This is a genomic window from Arcobacter pernae, from assembly GCF_049472135.1.
In the GTDB taxonomy this organism is placed as follows: Bacteria; Campylobacterota; Campylobacteria; order Campylobacterales; family Arcobacteraceae; genus Arcobacter_B.
This window is the reverse complement of the sequence record NZ_JBMOVV010000012.1, coordinates 31,397-46,115: the sequence shown is the minus strand read 5'-3', so window position 1 is coordinate 46,115 and position 14,719 is coordinate 31,397. Positions and strand designations below refer to the sequence as shown.

Below are 14,719 nucleotides of genomic sequence, written 5' to 3'. Positions count from 1 at the left end.
TAAGTCCCTATTTTTTTGCAGCTCTTTTTTTCTCAAACAGTTTATTAATATAGTATTGTTGAGCAATTGTAAATACGTTATTTACAAACCAGTATAGAGTTAAACCTGCTGGGAACCATAAGAAGAAGAATGTAAACACGATTGGTAACATTTGGAAAATCTTCTTTTGCATCTCATCTTGCATTGTATTTGGTGTAATTCTTTGTTGGATGTACATTGAAGCACCCATTAAAATTGGTAATACAAAATATGGATCCATCTCTGCTAAATCTTGTACCCAGAAAATCCACTCTGCACCTTTTAATTCAATTGCATTTAATAAAACTCTATAGATAGCAAAGAATACTGGAATTTGTAAGATTAATGGTAAACATCCACCCATTGGGTTAGCACCATGTTTCTTATATAATTCCATCATATGCATAGACTGTTTTTGCTTGTCATCTTTATATTTATTTTGGATTTCTTTCATTTTTGGAGCTAATTCTTTTAGCGTATTCATAGAAACCATACCTTTATATGATAAAGGATATAAAACTAACTTAACTAAAATTGTTAAAATAACAATAGTCCAACCCCAGTTTCCAACATAAGATTGAATAAATTGAAGTAAAATAAACATAGGTTTTGCAATAAATGTAAACCATCCATACTCAATTACATCAGTTAATTCTGGATTTAAAGCTTGTAAATCTTTAAAGTTTTTAGGTCCTGCATAACCAGAAAAAGAAATAGAACTTCCACCATGAATAAATCCTTGAGGATTACCTTCATTATCTGGCATAAATGTTAATGCTAAAGACTTATCAAAATTGTAAATTACAGTTGCATAGTATCTATCAAAGTTAGATACAAATTTAGCACCAGTAATATTTTGATTTTTTTCTAAATCACCATCTTCAATAATTGTTAAAGTTCCATCATTTAATTTAGCCATTGCACCATGGTCAGCATACATATCTGCTAATACATTTGGTCTAAATCCATTAGTAATAAAGAACTTCTTGTCATTTGTAGTTGTTGTAGTTAAATCATAGTGTCCATTTGGATAGAAAGTAAATTTCTTTGTTAAAACTGTTTCACCTAAGTCTTGCGTAATAATTAATTCTTGCTTTTGATTTTTAGCATCAACATCTTTTTTATTAGCAATTGCATTTACTTTAAATGCTTTTGCATTAATATTTGTATCGGCAAATCTTACTTCTAATGGTCTTAATTGCTCAGATTCAAATAGCTTAATTTGATGTTCTTCTTCGTCTTTATAAATAGTATCTAATAGAGTTACTTGAGCAATTCTACCTTTACTATCAATTTCAATAATATTTTTTGCAGTTTTAATAACTGAAATAATATCTTGAGTAGCAATTGCTTTAGATGATAAAGAAGCTACAGATTTAGTCATATCAACAGGATTACCTGTTACATCAGTTTCTTGCATACCTTCAACTGGTGTTGATTTTGCTTGTGAAACTTGCTCTTGTTTAGCTTGTTCAGCTTTTGCCTCTTTTTGAGGCTTTAACACTAAAAACTCATATGCGATAAAAAATACAAAAACGACTAATGTCATTATTAACATTCGTTTTTGCATACCGTTATTTTGATTCATGTTGTTCATTCGTACTTTTCCACTCCCGATTTTTAACTACAATAAATTTATTGTCATTTGTAGGAATCAACCAATAAATGACTTTAATTTTTTCATAATCCACTTTTTGAATTCTATTTTTTGAAATAATGGGATAATCAAATCCTCCATCAAAAAGCTGATTACATTTTAATACGCGTGTAATTGTAAAATAAATAGCCTTAAAAAATGTATTGTTATCAAGTTGCCATAGTGCATATTGTGAACATGTTGGGTAATATCTACATGAACCAAAAGAAATTACACTTAAATATCTTTGATAGATTCTAATAAAAAATTTAAAAATTATTTTCATTTAAAAAGGTTTAATCTTTTAAAAGCAAAATCAAAATCTTTTTTCAACTTTAGATAATCATTTTCACTTATGCTATTTTTAGCTACAAAAATATATTTACCAGTTTGAATTTGATTTTCATATGAAGCAAATAAAGCTCTTAATCTTCGTCTAGCCTTATTTCTTAAAACCGCATTGCCTACTTTCTTTGAAGTAACAAAAGCAGCTTTTAATTCTGTGTCAGAACTAAAAAAAGCGACAAAAGAGCTTGTATGCCACTTTTTGCCGCTTTTATATAGTTTGTTAAAATCTCTTTGACTATTCAGTCGATGTTGTTTGCTTAAACAGCTAATCTTTTTCTACCTTTAGCTCTTCTAGCTTTGATAACTCTTCTACCGTTTTTAGTCGACATTCTAACTCTAAAACCATGTGTTCTCTTTCTAGGAGTATTGTGTGGTTGATATGTTCTTTTCATGTTAGTTTTCCTCTACATTCACTAATTAAGTTGCGGATTATAGTTAAACCTAACTTAAATCTTCATTAGTTTTATTATTGTTTAAGGGTAAAATAATAGTAAATTTTGCCCCTTTATACTTAATATCATCAATATAAAACTCGTCATTTTCAACTGTTATTTTACCATTTAAATGTTTTACTATAATTTCTTCACACATAAAAAGTCCTATTCCTGTTCCCTGTTCTTCGGCTTTTGTTGTAAAATATGGTTCAAAAATCCTATCTAGGATTTCACTTTCAATTCCACCTGCGTTATCATAAAATTTAATTTCTACAAAATCTTTTTTCTTTTTACAATCAATTTTTATATAACGCTTTGTATTTAATTTTAAAAGTTCATCACGAGCATTGTTGATAATATTTATAAATACCTGTATTAGCTCATTTTCTAAACTATTTATTCTTACTTCATCAATATCTTTTATAACATTTACATATTTACTTGTCAATTGTGCATCAACTAAATCAAATGTTTTTTCAAAAGTTCTTTTAATATTAAACTCTTCATAATCTTTTTGTGGTTTAAAAAAATCTCTAAAATCATCAATAGTTCTAGACAAATATTGAATTTGATTGTTTATTTTATCATATGAAGTTCTTTCTAACTCTAAATCCTCTTGTCCTAACTCTTTTTTTACCTTTAATCCTGTTACCATTGTAGAGATAGTTGAAAGTGGCTGTCTCCATTGATGAGCAATATTACCAAGCATTTCACCCATAGCTGCCATTTTTGATTGATGGGCTAGTATATTATCTTTTTTTATATTTTCATCTATTTTTCTTTTTATCTCAACTTTATATGATTCAAACTTATTTTCAAGAATAGATGAAATATAAATAAATATAACCAGTAAAATTAAAGTTATAAAAAAGCTTACTACTAATAGTTTAATTAGTGATTTATTATTAGCCTTTTTTAATAACTCTTTTTTTTCATTGATTTGCTCATGTAAATCATCCATATAAAAACCTGTACCAATAATCCATTCCCAGTTTTTAAGTCCAGCAACATAACTTATCTTTGATACATCTAAAGAACCATTAGGTTTTTGATTATGCACATAAGATATAAATCCACCATTAGCTTTTGCTAATTCAATCATTCTCTTTTGTGTTTCTTCATCATTTTTTGAGATACTTAAATCTTTTATATTTTTGCCAATAAAATCTTTTAAATAGTAACTTATATAATCTCCACTATAAGTTAAAGCAAAAAAGTACCCATTTTTTTTATATCGTAAATTTCTTATTGATTCTGCAACATCTTCTTTTAATTGTTCTTGCGCATCAATTATATATTCACCTGTTCCTATAAACCAATTAAAAGGTTCAAACTTTTTAAAGTAACCTAACTTTTTGTACTCTTTATTTAAGTCATTAGGTTTATTCCAATACCAACTATAATAAGTAGAATCTTGTGTTCTTAAAATTTTATTCATTTCTTGAAGTAAAAAAGTTCCTTTTTTATCTTGATAGTTCCATAAACTTTTATTTTCAAGTTCACTTTTCAGTGGATGTAAGATATTTACTCCATTCATTTCATAAATAAATAAATATCCTCTACTATCGTTGAATCTTACATCACGCAAGGAGTCTTTTATAAGTTTTTTTATTTCTTCTTCTGATTTATCTTGATTATTTTTATAAATTGATAAGGCTATATTATAAGCATTATCAACTTGTACTTTTATGTCTTTTTTAAGTCTGTTAAATGAGAGTTCTTTTTCATATAAAATAGTTTCAATTACTTTTTTAACTTGAAATTCTATTTCATCTTTGTTTATTTTAATATATTTATCTTCAAGATCTTTAAGTTCAGTTTCAAATCTATTTTGATTTTCACTATATAAAAAGATTGTAATTAAAAAAGAGAAAAGGATTATTAATACAACAGGTAAAAATTTTATTAAATTTACAATATCTTTTTCAGCTTTTAACATAATATAACTCTTTTTGCTTTTTTAAATTATAGCAAAAAAGAGTTATAAATACTGTTATAATATTTTAATTATTTAATATCAACTTTGATTTCATCATCTTGAATATCAAATGTAACTACAGAACCTTCTGTTATTTTATCTTCTAAGATTAAATCTGCCAATCTATCCTCAACAATTTCATAAATTGCTCTTTTTAAAGGTCTAGCACCATATACAGGGTCAAAGCCTACCTTTGCAATAAACTCTTTTGCTTTTTGTGTTAAAATTATTTCTATCTCTTTTTGTTCAACTTTTTTTCTAATAGCTTCAAATAAAATATCTACAATATTTGTAATTGCTTCTAAATTTAATTGTTCAAAAATAACAATGTCATCTAATCTATTTAAAAACTCTGGTCTAAAGTGAGATTTCAACTCATCTAAAACTTCTTTTTTTCTATTATCTTTATCACTTATTTCAATTATTTTAGAACTTCCAATATTTGATGTTAGAATTATTATTGTATTTTTAAAATCAACTGTAACACCTTTATTATCTGTTAATCTACCATCATCTAACACTTGTAATAAAATATTAAATACATCTGGATGTGCTTTTTCAATCTCATCAAAAAGTATTACACTATAAGGTTTTCTTCTAACAGCTTCAGTTAATTGACCACCCTCTTCATACCCAACATATCCAGGAGCTGCACCTATAAGTCTAGAGACTGCATGCTTTTCCATATATTCACTCATATCAAATCTAATAAGTGATTTTTCATCATCAAATAAAAATCTAGCTAAAGTTTTTGCCGATTCAGTTTTACCAACACCAGTTGGTCCTAAGAACATAAAAGAGCCTATTGGTCTTGATTCTTCACTTAATCCTGCTTTATTTCTTTTTATAGCTCTTGAAATAGCTTTTAATGCCTCATCTTGTCCAATTACATCTTCTTTTAAAACCGATTCAACTTTTAAAACTTTTTGCTTTTCACTATCAAGCATTTTATTTACAGGTATTCCTGTCCATCTAGACACTATACTAGCAATTGCTTCTTCATCAACAGAATTTCGAAGAAGAGTTCCTTCTTCTTGCATTCTTTGCCATTTTTCTTCATTCTCTTTTATTTTTGCTTCTAATGTTGGAATTTCACCATACTCAATTGAGGCAGCTTGCTCAAAATTAGATTCTCTTTTTGCAATTTGTGCTTTTGTTTTTAACTGATCAATTTTTGTTTTTAATTCACTTGTTGCATTAAAAGTCTGTTTTTCATTCTCAAATCTTACTTCTAAACTCTGTTTCTCTTCATTTAGATTTGCAAGTTCTTTTTCAATCTCTTCTAATCTTTGCTCATTTTTCTTTGATTTTTCCATCTTAAGAGCTTCTTTTTCAACATTTATTGTTTGAATCTCTCTTTTTATTTTAGATAGAGCAATTGGCTCACTTTCAATTTGCATTTTAAGTTCAGCTGCTGCTTCATCAATAAGGTCAATAGCTTTATCAGGTAAAAATCTATCTGTAATATATCGATTAGATAACTTAGCAGCACTAACTAAAGCACTATCATTAATTACTACATTATGGTGTGTTTCTAATTTCTCTTTTATACCTCTTAAAATCTGTAAAGCTTCATTTACACTTGGTTCATTTACATTTACAGGTTGAAATCTTCTTTGCATAGCTGCATCTTTTTCAAAATACTTTCTATACTCTTTAAGTGTAGTTGCACCTATTGTATGAAGTTCACCCCTTGCTAAACTAGGTTTTAAAATATTTGCAGCATCCATACTACCTTCACTAGCACCTGCTCCAATAATTGTATGAATTTCATCAATAAACAGAATAATATTTCCTGCTTTTTTAACCTCATCAACTACTTTTTTTAATCTATCTTCAAACTCACCTCTATATTTTGCTCCTGCTATTAAAGCACTCATATCTAAAGTTACTACTTTTTTATTCTGCAATGAAGTTGGAACATCTTTATTTACTATTCTTTGAGCTAAACCTTCTGCTATCGCAGTTTTACCAGTTCCTGGCTCTCCTAATAAAATAGGATTATTTTTAGTTTTTCTAATTAGAATTTGCATCATTCTATTAATTTGCTCATCTCTACCAATTACAGGATCAAGTTCTCCATCAATAGCTTTTTTATTTAAGTCAATTCCATATTTTTCTAAAGCCTCAAGATTTTCATCACTTGTAGCACTATCTATTGTACTACCTGCTCTCATAGCTTCTAATTGCTTTTTTGCATCTAGTAAGTTTATATATTTTCCTAATACATCTTTTAACACTTGTGATTCAAAATTAGAAATAAGCCAAGTATCAACAGCTATAAACTTATCACCGTTTTTTACCATTAAGCCTTCTGCATTTTCAATACTTGATATAAAATTTCTTGATAGTTTAATATTCTCTTTTGTCACACTTGAAACAGCTGGAAGTTTTGAAGCATATGATTTTGCTTCAAGTTCAATTGCTGCTTTGTCTATATTCATTTTATCTAATAATTGATTTAATACTGAATTTGTATTTGTTAATAATGCCCAAACAAAATGTATTACTTCAATTTCTTGATTCTTATTATGTAAAGCCAATGCTACTGAAGAGTCAATAGCCTCATGCATTTGATTTGTTAGTTTTTCAAATAATTTATTCATATTTAGCACTCCTTTAATTTAACTGCTAACAAAATTATAGCACTTGAGTGTATATTTGTCAAGTTAAATTGTATAGTCTAAAATTTGATTCTCTATTTCTGTTGGAATTAATATAGTAAAGTTAGTACCAGGATATACTTTTTCATTGATTAAAGTTTCATTATTCTTAACATTTATCGAACCTTTAAAATGCTCTGTAATAATTTGATGAGACATATATAGACCAATACCTGTACCTTTTGATTTATGTTTAGTAGTAAAATAAGGCTCAAAGATTTTGTCAATTATTGATTCGCTAATTCCTCCTGCATTATCAATAATCTCTATTTTGATATTTTTATTTTCTATTTTAGTAGTAATTTTTAAATTTCTAATTTCAATATTATTTAAAACAAATGCATCTTTAGAGTTGTTAATTAAATTTATTATAACTTGCATAAATTCACTTGGAACACCTTTTAAATATAAGTCTTTTTCAAAATTTAAATCAACATCAATTTCATTGTTTTTTAAGCTTGAACCAACTAATTTTAAAACTTTATTTATATATTCATTTAAATCAAACTCTTCAAGTACTCTATCTTTTTTAAAGAAGTTTCTAAAATCATCAATTGTTTTAGATAAATATTTACAGTTTTCTATTATGTTTTCAATACTAACATTTAACCTTTCATCAGTTAAAGAGTCTAACTCTTTTTCAAGTCTAATTCCACTTGCACAAGTTGTAATTACACTTAAAGGTTGTCTCCATTGATGAGCAATATTTCCTATCATTTCACCCATTGATGCCATTTTAGATTGTTGGAATAGCAATCTATCTTTTTGTTTTACATCAGTAATATCAATAACAGCTGTTAATCTTACTGTTTCACCTAAAAAGTTTAAAAGTTTACCTTGAACAAATACATTTATCTTTTCTTTATTTAATTTAATAAGTTCAACCTCATAAGGTTCTGTATCTTTTTGAAGATTTTTCTTTACTAAATTCCTATATTCAGGAGAAATAAAATCCATCATACTTTTACCTACAAAATCATTTTTATCTTTTGCTCCTAGTAATTCAATAGTAACATCATTAACATCAATAATCTTTGCATCTTTAGTTAAAACAATAGATTCTAAAGTTGAATTAAAAAGAGATTTAAAACTATCTAAAGACTCTTCTAAATACTCTTCTCTTTTATCAACTTCTTTTTTCATTTTATTAAAACTGCTTATAAGTTTATTAAACTCCAAATAGTTACTTTTTTCAAGATTTATACTGTAGTTACCATTTGCTATTTGTCTAGTTGTATCTTGTAGTTTATCAAATACACTAAAAATCTTTTTTGAGAATTTTAGTGATATGTAAATTGAAAGAAATGAAAAGACTATTATAGATAAAAAAGAGAGATACAAAGTACTCATTAAAAGATCAATCACTTTTGTGTAATCTTCTCTTACAACAACTTTCCAATTTGTCTTTTTAATATTTACATATGTTCCATATTGAGTTTTATTGCCTTTTATTGGATTAAAAGTAACTTGTTCATAGGGTTCAACTTTATTGATTAAACTTTCATAAACACCTGAATAGCTAGCATTAAATCTTTGTAATACCATATCATTTGCATCAGGGTTAATAATAATTGTTCCATCATTATCAAAAACTCTAATCATATGAGATTTATCAATATTTTTAAACCTTTTAATAAAATTTGAAACATCAGTAAACTTGATTAAAAAAACAAAAACTTTTTCTTTATGCATAAAACTGTAAGAGATTGAAGGTTCTTCATCAACACTTGATAAAAAAACACTTGACCAAAAAGTATCATTTTCATTTCGTATTTCTTTAAAATATCTTTTATTAGAATAGTCAAAGCCTTTATATATATTCAAGTTTTGTATGGCTGCAAAATTTTCTATGATTCCATCTTTACTTAATACTAAAACACTTGAAATATTTCTATCAATTTCCACAATATTATTGATAATACTACTATTAGTAAAATAGTTCTTTTTCAAATAGTTCTCTACTTTAATAGTATTATTTATAAAATTGTTTATCTCATACTCTACTTGTGTTAAAACTTGTTCTTGACTGTGATCTATACTATTTAATCTATTTTTATAAAGATTAAATGCAGAAAATACACCCATAACAATAATAATTGAAACACAAATAACTATGTATAATTGTGAAATCTCTTTTTTTAGACTTTTTTCTTTAATCATTTTATTTTTACAAACTCACCATTTTTTACTTCAAATGTATAATAACGCCTAACTACATCACCAAAATCATCAAATACTATAGTATCGATTAAACCATCAAAACTTTTTTGCTTTAGTAAATTTTCTTTGATTTGAGTATCATCACCTTTTTTTAGCATTTCGATTATTATTTGAGCTAATTCATAAGCTTTAGCTGCGTACATTGAAGGTTCTTGATTATATTTATGTCTATAGTTTTTTACAAAATTTTTATATTTAGGATTATTAGATCTTGGATCAAAATCAATGTTAAAAATAACCCCTTCAGAAGATTTTCCTGCATTTTCTAAAAATGACTTTGTCATAGCCCATTCTGCTAATGCAATTTTAGTCTTAATACCTTTAAGCCTTAAGTATTGAATAACCCTAGCTGAATCAACAGAGTTTGCACACATTAAAATCAAGTCTGGATTTGAAGTTGTAATATTTTTTACTAGTTGCTCTAAGTTTATATCAGTACTTTCAAAACTTAAAAGCTTTTCACCACCTTTATTTACAAAACTTTTTTCAAAATTAATTAAATAGTCTTTTGTATAAGTCTCATTATCAGGGTCATATAAACCATAAACTTTATTATACTGATTTTGTAAAATATATGAAGAGAAAGAATCAAATCTTAAAGGATTATTTGCCACATGAACCCTGAAAAACTGGTCGTCTTTACCTGTAAATTCATTACTAGCAGAAGCAGCTGATATCATAAACATATCTTTATGATTATTTATAATAGACATAGATACTTTTGACATCGTACTAGTTACATTACCTATTACTATTTTTATATCATTTTCAATAAATTCATTAACTATTTGCTTATTTAGTTGGGGATTTTTTTTATCGTCTTTAAAAATAATTTCAATATTTTTATTATTAATTTTATAATCAATCTCATCAAAGGCAAGAAGTACGCCATTCATCATTGCATTACCTAAAACAGAGTACTTAGAAGTCAATGCTCCTACAAACCCTATTTTAACTGTTTCACTTTGATTTGTTTTATAAAAGTAATATATTACTAGTATTATAAACAGAAAAAAAGCTATCAGAAACCTTGATATATTTTGCATATATAGCCCTTGTGAAATAAATAGAATATTATATAGTTTTTATACTGATTATCTACTATACTTACTTTTGATTATTTATTTTCATGCAAAGGTAGTTTTATAATAAAAGAACTACCCTCTCCTAAATCTTTATAAATTAGTTTGCCATCAGTATTATGCTCTATTATAATTTTTGACATATAAAGACCTATACCAGTTCCTTTACCCTCTTCTTTTGTAGTAAAATAAGGTTCAAAGATTTTATCTTGGAATTTTTTACTAATTCCACCCGCATTATCTTCTATTTTTACAATAGAAAAATCACCTTCTTTAAAAACATCTACTTTTATAATTTTTTCTTCTATTTTTGTTTGCTCAAAGGCATCTTTCGCATTATTTAGTATATTTAGTAAAGAATGATTAAACTCATTTGGGAAACCTTTAGTATAAATATTTTTATTAATATTTTTTACAATAGTTATTTCATGATGTTTAAATGTAGCTTCAATTAAAGATAAAGACTTATTAATAGCTGTATCTAAACTAAAAATTTGCTTGTCTTTATTTGGTTTAAAAAAATTTCTAAAATCATCTATAGTATTTGACATTTCAGAAGTTAAAAGATTTACTTTTTGTACAGAACGCTCCATAAAAGCATCATCTAATTCATTCATTTCATATGAAACTTTTATATTTTGCATAACTAAACCTAAAGCATTTAAAGGTTGTCTCCACTGATGGGCAATATTTCCTATCATTTCACCCATAGCAGCTAATTTTGATTGTTGTAATAGTAATTGTTGTTGTTCTTCTTTTTCTTTTAAAGCATTAAGAACTTTTTTTTCTAAGTCTTTATTTAGTTCTAATAATTGTTTATTGATTCTGTTTGCTTCAAATATTCGTCTAATTGCAAATATAGTAGAGATAACACCTGAGATAATAAGAAGTAATAAAAGTTCATCTAATTCATACTCTTCATGAGTTTCAAGATAAGCTATCAAACTTTCAAAAGCATCAAATGAAGAGAATATTAACCATAATGAAATGATAACAAGGGTTGAGATTAAAAACTCTTTTTTAGCATTAAGATTATCTATCATTTTTATCCTTTAAAAAAACAATAAATTATATACTTTTTATACTAATTTTTTACTGTTTTAAACTCCATTACCACTTCTAAACCATAAAGTCTTTTATTATTTATAGTAAATGTATTGTTAGAAACTTTGATATTTGCTTTCATATGTTTAGTTATTATATAGTGTGCCATATAAAGTCCTATACCAGCACCTATTTTCTTTTCTTTCGTAGTAAAATAAGGTTCGAATATTTTATCAATTTCTGTTTTTTTAATTCCTAAGCCTGAATCATTTATTTTTAATATAACTTTATTTTTATGTAATTTCGTCTCAATTAAAATATATTTATCTTCAACTTTTGAGTTTATGATTGCATCAATTGAATTATCCAATAAGTTAAAAACTACTTGGGAAAGTTCATTTGAATAGCCTTCTATAAATACCTCTTTTTCTTGATGTTTTTGAATTAAAGTTATTTCATTTTTTAAAAGTATTGGTTCTATAAATACAAATGAAGCATTTAAACTTTTTATCAAATCAAAGTTTTCTGAACTTTTTGAGAGTTCAAAATATCTAGAACACCTATCAATTATTGATGATAATTCTTTTGTTGTTTTATTTATTTTATCTAAACCTAAAAGTAACTCTTCATCTTTTAATACATTTAACTCTTTTTCAAGTTTCATACCTGAAGATAAAACACTAATTGTAGATAAAGGCTGTCTCCAATGGTGGGCAATATTTGTTAACATTTGAGCGATTGAAGAGAGCTTTGATTGTTCCATAATTAATCTATTTTGTTCTTTTAAATTTGTAATATCTAAAAAAAGAGAAATTCTTAAACTTTCATTTTCTAAAGTAATTCCTTGATCTTTTGCAAGAACATATATGCTTGAATTATCTTTTTTTAAAAGTTTAAACTCTTTTGCATTTTCAATATCTAAACCTTTATTAAAACACTCATTTAATAGCTTTTTATATTTTGTAGGGACAATTTCGAAAACTTTTTTATTTTGTAAATCTAATTTATCTTTATATCCAAGTATCTTAACTGCTGATTCATTTACAATTAGACATTTGTCTTTATTGTGAATAATAATTCCTTCCATAGTTGAATCAACAAGTTTTTTGAAATTTTCAAGATTTTGCTTTAAAAAATTCTCTCTTTTATTTATTTCCAATCTCATTTTATCAAATGATTTAATAAAACTATTTAGTTCATGAAAATCTGTATAATCAACACTTGTTTGATATTCGCCATTTGATATATTTCTAAATTGCTTTTTAAACCTATTTAATTTAATAAAAACTCTTTTTAAATATTTGTTTATTATAAAAAACATAAACACTACAAATAGAAAAATGATACTACAAAAAGGAATAACAACTTTCATAATATAACTTTCTAAAAGATTAATATTCTCCCTTAAAACAAGTTTCCAATTTGTTTTTTCAATAGTTGTATACATACCATAATCAATAGAACCAAGACAAATATTATTAAACTTTGTTAAGATAAACTCCTTTTGTATGTTTATCAATTTGGTAAAATACTCATTAGTTGAAGCATCAAATTCAATTGTTTTTTCTTTAGGTAAATCATCATTTATTATAAACTTACCATTTGAATCAAACAGTCTTATCATTGAACTTGAATCACTATTTTTAAAGTTTTTAGTAAGAGCAGAGATTTTTTTTAAAGATATTAAAAAAACAAAAGTTTCGTTTTTTATGTTAAAACTATATGCAATAGAAGGTTCTTTTTTAAAAGAAAAGTATATTAAGTCTGACCAGTTATTCTTAGTAAGTTTTATTGTATTGTTTTCTATTTTGTCTAAAAAAACCAAATGTATATCAGTTTTTGAATATATTTTTTTAACTTTTTTATTTGAATCTAAAATTAGTATGGTTGAAATTTCATCATTAGTATTTAAAATATATTCTAAACTAACTTCATTATGTTTTACATAAGAAGCTAATTTTTCAATTTTATTTAGAAAATCATTGATTTGAAATTTTACACTTGTAAGAATCTCTTTTTGTGAGTGTTGTGTATATTCGTATTTGAAATTAAAAAATGAGAAAATTGTAATTGATAGAATTACACTTGAAAAAAATAAACTAAGAATAATCACTATAGTAAAAATACTCTTTTTTAAGCTTTTAATTTTAGGCAAGATATAACCTTCTATCTTATTTTTCTTGATGTATATTATAATATTTTTACTTAGTAAAAAATCTAATTATTATAATTTAAACAAATAAAATAAATATTTATAAAACACATTAAAATTATTTATTCAAGTATAATTTTTTTTTAGATATATTCAGAAAAAAATATTGGATATAAAATGTTATGTGGAATTGATGAAGCAGGAAGAGGACCTATCGCAGGGCCTTTAGCAGTAGCTGGTGTAATACTTATAAATGAAATAGAAGATTTAAATGATTCAAAAGTTTTAAGTGAGAAAAAAAGAGAGTTATTATTTGATAAAATCATAAAAAATAGTAATAATCACATAGTTTTAAAAAGTGCAAAAGAGATTGATGAAAAAGGTATAAGTGCATGCCTAAAAGAGTCAATTTTAGAGATAATGGACAAATTATCACAAAATGCAAGTGAGTTTTTAATGGATGGAAATACATCTTTTGGAATAACTACTTTACAACATAAAATTAAAGCAGATGCAACAATAAAAGAAGTAAGTGCAGCTTCAATTTTAGCTAAAGTATCAAGAGATAGATATATGTGTGAAATAGCTTCTAAATATCCAAATTATGATTTTGAAAAACACAAAGGTTATGGAACAAAAGCTCATGTAGAAAAAATTAAAGAGTATGGAAGAAGTGAAGAGCATAGATATACTTTTAGACTAAAAGCATTAGGTGAAGAAAAGTTAGGAGTTCAAAAAAGCCTATTTTAGGCTATTTTGAAACCTCACCTATTCTATTTTCAATAGATTTGATTTTTGTTTCTAATCTATTTTCATATCCTTGTCTTATATCAAATTTTAAAGTTGCATAAACTCTATTGCAACCTAATTCTTCAAGTTTTTCATAACATTTTTGAGCTACTTGCAAAGCTTCTGAGATTTTATTTGTTTCTATAAGTGTTGCCATTGCTGTTAACTGATAAGGGTATCCTGAATTTTTAATAATTTTAACTACCTCAGATACATATTCACTTTTACTTTCACTTTGATCTGTAGGAAACATACTCATTTCTAATAATACTGACATTCTATTGCCTTTTAAATAATTAATATATCAACAATAAATTGTATCTATTTTTATTTAAATAATTCTTTTTAGAAAGTA

General features: G+C 25.5%; 12 protein-coding genes. 1 reads left to right on the top strand and 11 read right to left on the bottom strand.

Annotated elements, in window-relative coordinates:
• Nucleotides 1–7: 7 nt before the first annotated feature.
• The 10 genes from yidC to ACH5BF_RS12205 form a co-directional block, all read right to left on the bottom strand.
• On the bottom strand, nt 8–1,615 hold the full coding sequence (yidC, locus tag ACH5BF_RS12250; RefSeq protein WP_423274532.1) for a membrane protein insertase YidC: 1,608 nt from the start codon (nt 1,613–1,615) through the stop codon (nt 8–10).
• Nucleotides 1,593–1,940: a membrane protein insertion efficiency factor YidD gene (gene yidD / locus ACH5BF_RS12245; protein WP_423274531.1), complete on the bottom strand. Its 348-nt coding sequence runs from the start codon at nt 1,938–1,940 to the stop codon at nt 1,593–1,595. The genes yidC and yidD overlap by 23 nt, the downstream gene beginning before the upstream one ends.
• Complete coding sequence (rnpA, locus tag ACH5BF_RS12240; RefSeq protein WP_423274576.1) at nt 1,937–2,272, bottom strand: ribonuclease P protein component; 336 nt, start codon at nt 2,270–2,272, stop codon at nt 1,937–1,939. The genes yidD and rnpA overlap by 4 nt, the downstream gene beginning before the upstream one ends.
• Nucleotides 2,260–2,394 carry a 50S ribosomal protein L34 gene (rpmH, locus tag ACH5BF_RS12235; RefSeq protein WP_130233902.1) on the bottom strand — a complete coding sequence of 45 codons (135 nt, stop codon included), beginning with the start codon at nt 2,392–2,394 and terminating at the stop codon, nt 2,260–2,262. The genes rnpA and rpmH overlap by 13 nt, the downstream gene beginning before the upstream one ends.
• A 49-nt stretch (nt 2,395–2,443) precedes the next feature.
• The gene (locus ACH5BF_RS12230; protein ID WP_423274530.1) at nt 2,444–4,375 is read right to left on the bottom strand and encodes a sensor histidine kinase; all 1,932 of its coding nucleotides are present in this window, start codon (nt 4,373–4,375) and stop codon (nt 2,444–2,446) included.
• 68 nt (nt 4,376–4,443) lie between these two features.
• The gene (locus ACH5BF_RS12225) at nt 4,444–7,020 is read right to left on the bottom strand and encodes an ATP-dependent Clp protease ATP-binding subunit (protein WP_423274529.1); all 2,577 of its coding nucleotides are present in this window, start codon (nt 7,018–7,020) and stop codon (nt 4,444–4,446) included.
• Between the two features lie 63 nt (nt 7,021–7,083).
• The gene (locus tag ACH5BF_RS12220; RefSeq protein WP_423274528.1) at nt 7,084–9,237 is read right to left on the bottom strand and encodes an ATP-binding protein; all 2,154 of its coding nucleotides are present in this window, start codon (nt 9,235–9,237) and stop codon (nt 7,084–7,086) included.
• Nucleotides 9,234–10,343 (bottom strand): ABC transporter substrate-binding protein, encoded by a 1,110-nt coding sequence (locus tag ACH5BF_RS12215; protein WP_423274526.1) that lies wholly within the window; start codon nt 10,341–10,343, stop codon nt 9,234–9,236. Before ACH5BF_RS12215 ends, ACH5BF_RS12220 begins: the two co-directional genes overlap by 4 nt.
• 71 nt (nt 10,344–10,414) lie before the next feature.
• Entirely contained in the window at nt 10,415–11,422 is a 1,008-nt protein-coding gene (locus tag ACH5BF_RS12210) for a sensor histidine kinase (protein WP_423274525.1), read from the bottom strand.
• A 41-nt stretch (nt 11,423–11,463) separates the two neighbouring features.
• Nucleotides 11,464–13,578 carry an ATP-binding protein gene (locus ACH5BF_RS12205; RefSeq protein WP_423274524.1) on the bottom strand — a complete coding sequence of 705 codons (2,115 nt, stop codon included), beginning with the start codon at nt 13,576–13,578 and terminating at the stop codon, nt 11,464–11,466.
• A 174-nt stretch (nt 13,579–13,752) separates the two neighbouring features.
• Between ACH5BF_RS12205 and rnhB the strand changes: the two genes are divergently transcribed.
• On the top strand, nt 13,753–14,325 hold the full coding sequence (gene rnhB, locus ACH5BF_RS12200) for a ribonuclease HII (protein WP_423274523.1): 573 nt from the start codon (nt 13,753–13,755) through the stop codon (nt 14,323–14,325).
• Between the two features lies 1 nt (nt 14,326).
• Here rnhB and ACH5BF_RS12195 read toward each other — a convergent pair whose 3' ends face one another.
• Nucleotides 14,327–14,641, bottom strand: a complete 315-nt coding sequence (locus tag ACH5BF_RS12195) for an MTH1187 family thiamine-binding protein (RefSeq protein WP_423274522.1) — start codon at nt 14,639–14,641, stop codon at nt 14,327–14,329.
• Nucleotides 14,642–14,719 lie beyond the last annotated feature (78 nt).

Bases quoted from the DNA above. Each gene is read 5' to 3' on its own strand.
- yidC (WP_423274532.1), bottom strand. From the start codon at position 1,615: ATGAACAACATGAATCAAAATAACGGTATGCAAAAACGAATGTTAATA.
- yidD (WP_423274531.1), bottom strand. From the start codon at position 1,940: ATGAAAATAATTTTTAAATTTTTTATTAGAATCTATCAAAGATATTTA.
- rpmH (WP_130233902.1), bottom strand. From the start codon at position 2,394: ATGAAAAGAACATATCAACCACACAATACTCCTAGAAAGAGAACACAT.
- ACH5BF_RS12230 (WP_423274530.1), bottom strand. From the start codon at position 4,375: ATGTTAAAAGCTGAAAAAGATATTGTAAATTTAATAAAATTTTTACCT.
- ACH5BF_RS12225 (WP_423274529.1), bottom strand. From the start codon at position 7,020: ATGAATAAATTATTTGAAAAACTAACAAATCAAATGCATGAGGCTATT.
- ACH5BF_RS12220 (WP_423274528.1), bottom strand. From the start codon at position 9,237: ATGATTAAAGAAAAAAGTCTAAAAAAAGAGATTTCACAATTATACATA.
- ACH5BF_RS12215 (WP_423274526.1), bottom strand. From the start codon at position 10,343: ATGCAAAATATATCAAGGTTTCTGATAGCTTTTTTTCTGTTTATAATA.
- ACH5BF_RS12210 (WP_423274525.1), bottom strand. From the start codon at position 11,422: ATGATAGATAATCTTAATGCTAAAAAAGAGTTTTTAATCTCAACCCTT.
- rnhB (WP_423274523.1), top strand. From the start codon at position 13,753: ATGTTATGTGGAATTGATGAAGCAGGAAGAGGACCTATCGCAGGGCCT.
- ACH5BF_RS12195 (WP_423274522.1), bottom strand. From the start codon at position 14,641: ATGTCAGTATTATTAGAAATGAGTATGTTTCCTACAGATCAAAGTGAA.